At 33.2% G+C, this 6,366-nt stretch carries 10 protein-coding genes; 2 read left to right on the forward strand and 8 right to left on the reverse strand.

The annotated features are described in order from the left end of the window. Positions 1–28 precede the first annotated feature (28 nt). Both CP366_RS07570 and CP366_RS07575 read left to right on the forward strand, forming a co-directional pair. Entirely contained in the window at positions 29–688 is a 660-nt protein-coding gene (locus CP366_RS07570; RefSeq protein ID WP_089147629.1) for an HAD hydrolase-like protein, read from the forward strand. A 36-nt stretch (positions 689–724) separates the two neighbouring features. After that, on the forward strand, positions 725–1,309 hold the full coding sequence (locus CP366_RS07575; protein WP_089147628.1) for a DJ-1 family glyoxalase III: 585 nt from the start codon (positions 725–727) through the stop codon (positions 1,307–1,309). A 28-nt stretch (positions 1,310–1,337) separates the two neighbouring features. Here CP366_RS07575 and CP366_RS07580 read toward each other — a convergent pair whose 3' ends face one another. The 8 genes from CP366_RS07580 to CP366_RS07610 all read right to left on the reverse strand — a co-directional run bounded on the left by CP366_RS07580 (position 1,338) and on the right by CP366_RS07610 (position 5,900). Next, positions 1,338–1,787 (reverse strand): GNAT family N-acetyltransferase, encoded by a 450-nt coding sequence (locus tag CP366_RS07580; RefSeq protein WP_089147627.1) that lies wholly within the window; start codon positions 1,785–1,787, stop codon positions 1,338–1,340. Positions 1,788–2,008: 221 nt separating this feature from the next. Beyond that, positions 2,009–3,481, reverse strand: coding sequence for a hypothetical protein (locus CP366_RS07585; protein ID WP_233197977.1), 1,473 nt, complete (start codon positions 3,479–3,481; stop codon positions 2,009–2,011). A 236-nt stretch (positions 3,482–3,717) separates the two neighbouring features. Further along, entirely contained in the window at positions 3,718–3,918 is a 201-nt protein-coding gene (locus tag CP366_RS07590; protein ID WP_158227347.1) for an N-acetyltransferase, read from the reverse strand. After that, positions 3,884–3,958, reverse strand: coding sequence for a hypothetical protein (locus tag CP366_RS11155; RefSeq protein ID WP_369823058.1), 75 nt, complete (start codon positions 3,956–3,958; stop codon positions 3,884–3,886). The genes CP366_RS07590 and CP366_RS11155 overlap by 35 nt, the downstream gene beginning before the upstream one ends. A 62-nt stretch (positions 3,959–4,020) precedes the next feature. Next, positions 4,021–4,221: a hypothetical protein gene (locus CP366_RS07595; RefSeq protein ID WP_089147625.1), complete on the reverse strand. Its 201-nt coding sequence runs from the start codon at positions 4,219–4,221 to the stop codon at positions 4,021–4,023. A 20-nt stretch (positions 4,222–4,241) separates the two neighbouring features. Then, the gene (locus tag CP366_RS07600; protein WP_089147624.1) at positions 4,242–4,847 is read right to left on the reverse strand and encodes a histidine phosphatase family protein; all 606 of its coding nucleotides are present in this window, start codon (positions 4,845–4,847) and stop codon (positions 4,242–4,244) included. Positions 4,848–5,126: 279 nt separating this feature from the next. Beyond that, positions 5,127–5,354, reverse strand: a complete 228-nt coding sequence (locus CP366_RS07605; protein ID WP_089147623.1) for a hypothetical protein — start codon at positions 5,352–5,354, stop codon at positions 5,127–5,129. 237 nt (positions 5,355–5,591) lie between these two features. Then, entirely contained in the window at positions 5,592–5,900 is a 309-nt protein-coding gene (locus tag CP366_RS07610; protein ID WP_233197978.1) for a hypothetical protein, read from the reverse strand. Positions 5,901–6,366 lie beyond the last annotated feature (466 nt).

Here is a 6,366-nt window from a genome sequence, read left to right on the forward strand (position 1 = left end):
TAGGAACTAACACAAAGGAAGTTTATTCATGGCTACATTTGAAACCTTAATTTTCATTCCAGAAGGCAGTTTATTAAATGAAAAATTAGCAGAAAAAACTGCGCTGCGGCAAACTTTAAAACATTATGGATTAGACTGGGGACCAGCTGAGCGACTACGCTACACTAGCTTAGAAAAAGAATTTAAAAATTTATCTAGCGATGATCAAATCGATTTAGCTTTATCTACATTTTTAAAAGAAGATCTTTCTAAAACGCGAACTGTTTTTGATGATGCAATGAAGGATCAAACCATGTTAGTCAAGGGCGCCATCGACTTTATTGATGAAGTCAGTGGCAAGCTGCATTTGATTTTGTTTGCTAAAGAAAAGCGCACTCAAATCGAACCGCGCCTTGCACCTACAGAATTGCTTTCTTCATTTGACAATGCTTATTTCGCCGATGATTTTACGGACAAGCTGCCAAGCAAAAATATTTTCTTTAAGATTCTGAAAGACAATCCAGATATTGATCCAGACACAGTTTTAGTAATTGGAACTAATCTGGATGAAGAAATTCAAGGTGCAGAAAATGCCAATCTAAAATCATTATGGCTGGCACCTAAAAAAGACAAGATACCAATTTCACCTCATCCTACTCTTCATTTAAGCAAATTAGCAGATCTTTCATTTTACTTAGATCTAATGTAAGTAGATAATTAAAATAGTTATAGAAAGGATGATTTTATGACAAAAGTTGCTGTAGTATTTGCAGACGGTTGCGAAGAAGTCGAAGGTTTAAGCGTTGTTGACGTATTGCGTAGACTTAATGTTGAATGCGATATGGTAGGTTTAATAAGTAAAAAAGTAGATGGTGACCATCATATTGAAATCACTTGTGACAAGGTTGTAGATGACAGTTTATTAGATTATGATTTGGTTGCCTTTCCAGGAGGCATGACTGGTTCTGCTAACTTACGCGATAATGAAAAATTACGTGATCTGATGATTAAGCGTCATGAAACTGGCAAGTGGGATGCCGCAATGTGTGCTGCTCCACGCGCTCTTGCTCGCTATGGTGTTTTGGCAGATGCGGACTTCACTTGTTATCCAGGCATTGAAGAAGAATGCTTAAAAGATGCCCCAAGTGCTCATTTTTCAGAGAAAATCACCGTTACTGATAAAGAGCATAAAGTTTTAACAAGCCGTGGTCCTGCTACCGCTTGGGCCTTTGCCTATGCAATTGCCGAAGCCTTAGGGGCCGACACTAGTGCCTTAAAGAAGGGTATGCTCTACAATTACCTAGCCGATAATATTCAAGATAGTTTGTAATAAAAAATGATTGGGCGATCAAACCCAATCATTTTTCATATTTCATTAAATCTACTTCAACATGAAAGCTCTCATTGCCTGGCATCTTACCACTTTCGTGTTGAATAGTCTTAAAGCCTTTGGCTAAATATAATTTTTGTGCAGGATTTCCTTCTAGTACTTCTAAATAGAACGGTCTTCTTGCATTTTTTATTGCGAAATCGATTAATTGACTGCCAATTCCTTGATGCTGATATTCTGGTTTTACATATAGCCATCCTAACTCTTCATCATTGAAGGCTACAAAACCCACTGTAGTCTTATCTTTTTGAGCAACATATACTTGATAATCGTCAAATAGTCCCTCTTTTTGAGATGCAATTTTAAATGGGATAAATGCTGCGGTTAAATTAGCCGCTGCAAGCTCCTGTTTTCTGACTGGATCATGTATTTCACATAATGTCGAAAAGTCTGACTCTTGGTATTTTCTAATTTGCATGATTATTGTCCCACTCCTTTATTTGCCTGATTATTTCCTAATTTATCAAAAAATATCATTTTTCGTCAAATATTACCCAGGAAATAATTATTCTGCAAAAAGAAAAGGCACTCTATTGAATGCCTTAATGAAGAAAAATTTAAGTTATAGTTTTTTTGCAAGTTGATACTGCTTGAAAATGAATCTGTTTAGTGAGAATAGATTATCTAGAGATTTTATTATTAATTAGTTGTAAAGCTTCCTTTTACTGTTACTGCATAGGAACTTGTACCCTTTTGAACAGTTTTACCATTAGCAATAATTGTTACTTTGTTTCCTTGAGAATCGACGATCTCACCACCATCAGCTAAATTTAAATTTGTGACAGTTGAGTTACCTGTAACTATCCATTTTGAATTTGACCCAACGCTGATAGTCAATGGCATCTTGCTCTTGGATGAACTTGTAGCATATTTATTAGCTACAATGCTAGTTTTGCCAGTGTAAGTTGAACCATCTGTTAACTTCACATTAGCACTTGAAATGCTATCGACTACAATATTACCTTTTAAGGTTTGGTTTTTAGCTATCAGAGTTACATGACCACCATTTTTGCCCTTAGTACCCCAACCATTAAAATTATTACCGGCTACATTTAATAAATCTACTTTGCTATTATTGAAATTCAGTTTAGTATTTTCTAAAGTGATTTTGCCAGTAGTGTTGGTTACATAGAACATGGCACCACTTGTAATCGCGGTTTTTAAAGTAGAGTCCTTAGCTTGGAAATCTGCACTCTTACTTGATGACGTTTCTGCATCCCCAGAAGTTGATTGATAAATAATCACACCATTCTTAATTGGGTCAGAACCTGAGAGCTTATTATTAGTTGACGTCAAATTGGAATTGACTAAATAAATCTTATTGTAGCCTTCCATCCCAGCAATCTGACTACCGCTAGCTGTACCAGTTACATTATTGAAATTAATAGTACCAGTTGAATATGCTAATGGTGAACCAGTACCCTTGGTAGCTACTTTAGAATTTTTGACTGTACCACCACCACGATCGGTTGCAGCAGCTGCAGAGTGATCGCCTTTAGTTGAAATTTTTACCTTATTGGCATTGATCTTACCACCGTAAGTTGCATCTAAGCCTCTTGAATTGGCTTTTCCTGTAGTCTTAATCTTGGTATTTGATACATTAACGGTACCTTTATTAGTAGCAAAAATACCATTGGCACCGGTTGCTTTAGAAGTTAAAGTAGCATTTTTAACTGTCACAACCGCATTTTTACCGTTTACCAATAAAATTGAGTCTAAACCATAGAAATTAGCACTATCATCATTTTTAGAATTGCCCGTTTTCTTCAGTTTAGTACCATCTAAACTCAATTTACCATTCTTTTGTACAAGAGCTACATTTTGGTCAGTCTTGTTATTAGTAATTGTCTTCTTGCCAACCTTAGTAGTACCAGATTTTACATTAAGTGAAGCTTTTAAAGTACCCTTATAATCATATGATTGAATATTTGGACCACCCTTACCAGACTTACCATTAGGCTTTTGCCCCGATGGTTTAGTTTTTTTCTTATTTGTCGCTGCTTGTGCAGTATTATTTTCTATTTGATTAGATGACTGAATTCCTGTATTGATTAAAAAAGTAGTAAGCAATGTTGCTATTGTTAGTAGTTTAACTTTATTTTTATTCTTCATCTTGATAATTCCTTTCTTTGTTCGTCCTATCGATTGAGTAATAGAATACGCGAATAGTTTGAACAAAATATGGTTATCAAGTAAAAAACAATTTAAGAAAAAGTTGCTTAAAATGTAAATTGGTTAAGTTTTTTTAGAAGTTGTAGAATATATTATTTGTACTAGATGTTTATATGTGCATAGTAACCTCCACAAAAAAAGCATCGCTTTTCGCGGCGATGCATTAATTAATAATCTCACTTATAAGACTTACTCATTTGAATCAATGCTACTTCCTTACCTAAAATTTCAGCATTAAACGAATTATCGGTCATCTTCCATCCACATTGCTCATAAAATCTTACTGCAGCTTTATTATCTTTTAATACCCATAAAGTTGCTTCTGACCATTTCTTTTTTAACTCATCTTCTGCCCTTAATAGTAGTTTTTTTTCCAATCCCCTTACCTTGATATTCAGGTAAAACATAGATGGACATTAATTCTCCATTTTGCGTTTGAGAATTGGCTTGACGATTGGGACCCTAGCTTACAATGCCTATTATTTTTTATCTTTGATAGCTACTAAATTATGTCTATTTTTTCTTTGAATACGATTTTCCCAATAATCCGCTGGCAATTGCATTAACCTATCAGTAGGCAAAATATTCTTATAAGCATTTTGCCACGTCTTTTGAAGCAAGGCACTTGCTTCAATATACTCTTCAGCATTATTAATTTTACGTATTATTAGAGTTGCCATATTGTTTCTACTTTTCAATCTTAAAATCTATCTACTACGTTAAGAGGATTACGATTCGCACAATTAATAAATCTTTGTTTATCCTTTATCTCCCACTCATGATAACAAGCATCACCAGTAGTAAACTTTATGTTTGAATCAATTGGTAACTTCAAAAAAGCTTGGTACAACCGCATTATCATTCCACCATGAGAAACAATGGCTATAGTTGCATCTTGTGAATTTTCACTAATAATTTTTGAAAGAATATACTCCGCTCTCATTCTAAAATCAAGTTCGCTTTCTTGATTGTAATTTGAAGAATAAATTGGAACTTTAACATTTGGATATTTGCTATATGCTTCATCAAAAGGGAGTCCTGCACGTAACCCATTATCAAATTCTTTTAGCATATCTTCTTTTATTAATGATAAATTGTACTTTTGGGCTAAATGCTCTGCCGTTTGAACCGCTCGTTTTAAAGATGAAGTATAGATCTTATCTATCTTATATTCTTCAGAAATAAGTCTACTCATATTTTCCGCTTGTTGATGCCCTTTATTTGTTAAATTATAATCTGCTCGGCCCTCACATACTTTTAAAACATCTGCTTCACTTTCACCATGCCGGATTACTATCAAACGCATACTGCTCACCTCTATTTTCTGTAACTATTTTAAATTGACTATATTACTAAACTTTCTCCTTTTGAGATATTATTTTTCTTTCCATAATCATAGACAAAAAGACATTTATAAAGTTGCAAAAGTTCCTTTAATTTAAGTATATTCCCCCCAATTTTTCCACAATATTAAAAATATATAACTGTACAAAAAAGCATCGCTTTTCTTATATATAAACTTAAAATCTGAAGATTAACGCTCTGAGAATTTCAAGTTTGTAAGAGATCCATTTTATTGATTATCTTACTCAATTTTATCCTTTTTAGAATGTAGTTTTTTTAATTTTAAAAACTTATATTGTAAAGATACCAAGTCAAATAATACCAATACAAATCCACATATAATTCCGACTCGTAACCACTCCCAAGAAATTGCATTACGAAAAATTACTCCACATAAGAACAGAACGCAAACAAAATAGCCACTGTATAATTCATTTCTTAGTTCGCGTAAGCTTTTTTCTCTTCTCATTAAATTCTCTCCGTATTATAAAAACATATCTTAGAAAGATATTATACAGACCGCTCTCAATGTACACAACAAGGCCATATTATTATTATGTAGATAATGATAATTAATTATGCGATAAGTATAACTCTTGAAGAAGAAAATAATTATTATTGTTGCAGCCTTATATTTAATAATAGTGAGCACAAGACATGTAATAAGTCGTGAGATAAAGCATCATCGGTTGCTTTTCACTGCTGCTCAATTATTCTTTTTAGATGAATCATTCTTATCATGCAACTTCATCAATCTTTGTCGTAGAGTATCACTAAAAATAAATTCATTAATTGGTGGATGTCCCCAACGCGGATTACTGTACAGGATCGATTCAATTCCTATGATTATATCCAAAGGAATGAATATTGTGACCATGTTACTACTTCTTAAACGAAAAGTATCATAATCGATATCGTACCATTTTAAAGTTAAACAATTGCCTTTACCTGATAAATAAGGTTCATCAGCGAAGCCTGCATAAGTTTTACCACCTCTTATAGTCACTCGTGTCATTTGTCCCAAACAACTATATTTACGATCTTTTATTTCTTCGAGTTCAATAAATCTAGAATAAGAAACTTCACCACTAAACTTATATTTGGTATAGACAATCATTACTTTTCCTCATTACCTGTTAGCTTCTCATACATTTTTTAATATATCAGCTACTGCATCACTTGCGTTTTAACGCATTTTTACTAATTGAAATTCTATAAGTTACTTACTATTTATTAACCTATAAAGTTCCAAAATACCTAAAATTAGACTAAATCCTCCCAAAATAAGGTAGTCATATGTTGAGTTAAATCTTTCTGGCTGTACCATTAATCTTGCAGAAGACCAGCCCGTAAAAAATATAAATATAAATGCTAATATGCCTCTGGCAACTTTACGAGACTGTAAAATAGTTTGTGTAAGGATGAATGATTCCTTAAATTTATTTCTTTAAACATTAGAAAAAGGAGTTCCTTTCTCGTAT

This window comes from Lactobacillus sp. UMNPBX15 (assembly GCF_002553785.1).
GTDB lineage: Bacteria > Bacillota > Bacilli > Lactobacillales > Lactobacillaceae > Lactobacillus > Lactobacillus crispatus.

What these genes read in the sequence shown, in the direction of transcription:
- CP366_RS07570 (WP_089147629.1), top strand. Translation starts at nt 29, where the DNA reads ATGGCTACATTTGAAACCTTAATTTTCATTCCAGAAGGCAGTTTATTA.
- CP366_RS07575 (WP_089147628.1), top strand. Translation starts at nt 725, where the DNA reads ATGACAAAAGTTGCTGTAGTATTTGCAGACGGTTGCGAAGAAGTCGAA.
- CP366_RS07580 (WP_089147627.1), bottom strand. Translation starts at nt 1,787, where the DNA reads ATGCAAATTAGAAAATACCAAGAGTCAGACTTTTCGACATTATGTGAA.
- CP366_RS07585 (WP_233197977.1), bottom strand. Translation starts at nt 3,481, where the DNA reads ATGAAGAATAAAAATAAAGTTAAACTACTAACAATAGCAACATTGCTT.
- CP366_RS07595 (WP_089147625.1), bottom strand. Translation starts at nt 4,221, where the DNA reads ATGGCAACTCTAATAATACGTAAAATTAATAATGCTGAAGAGTATATT.
- CP366_RS07600 (WP_089147624.1), bottom strand. Translation starts at nt 4,847, where the DNA reads ATGCGTTTGATAGTAATCCGGCATGGTGAAAGTGAAGCAGATGTTTTA.
- CP366_RS07605 (WP_089147623.1), bottom strand. Translation starts at nt 5,354, where the DNA reads ATGAGAAGAGAAAAAAGCTTACGCGAACTAAGAAATGAATTATACAGT.
- CP366_RS07610 (WP_233197978.1), bottom strand. Translation starts at nt 5,900, where the DNA reads ATGACACGAGTGACTATAAGAGGTGGTAAAACTTATGCAGGCTTCGCT.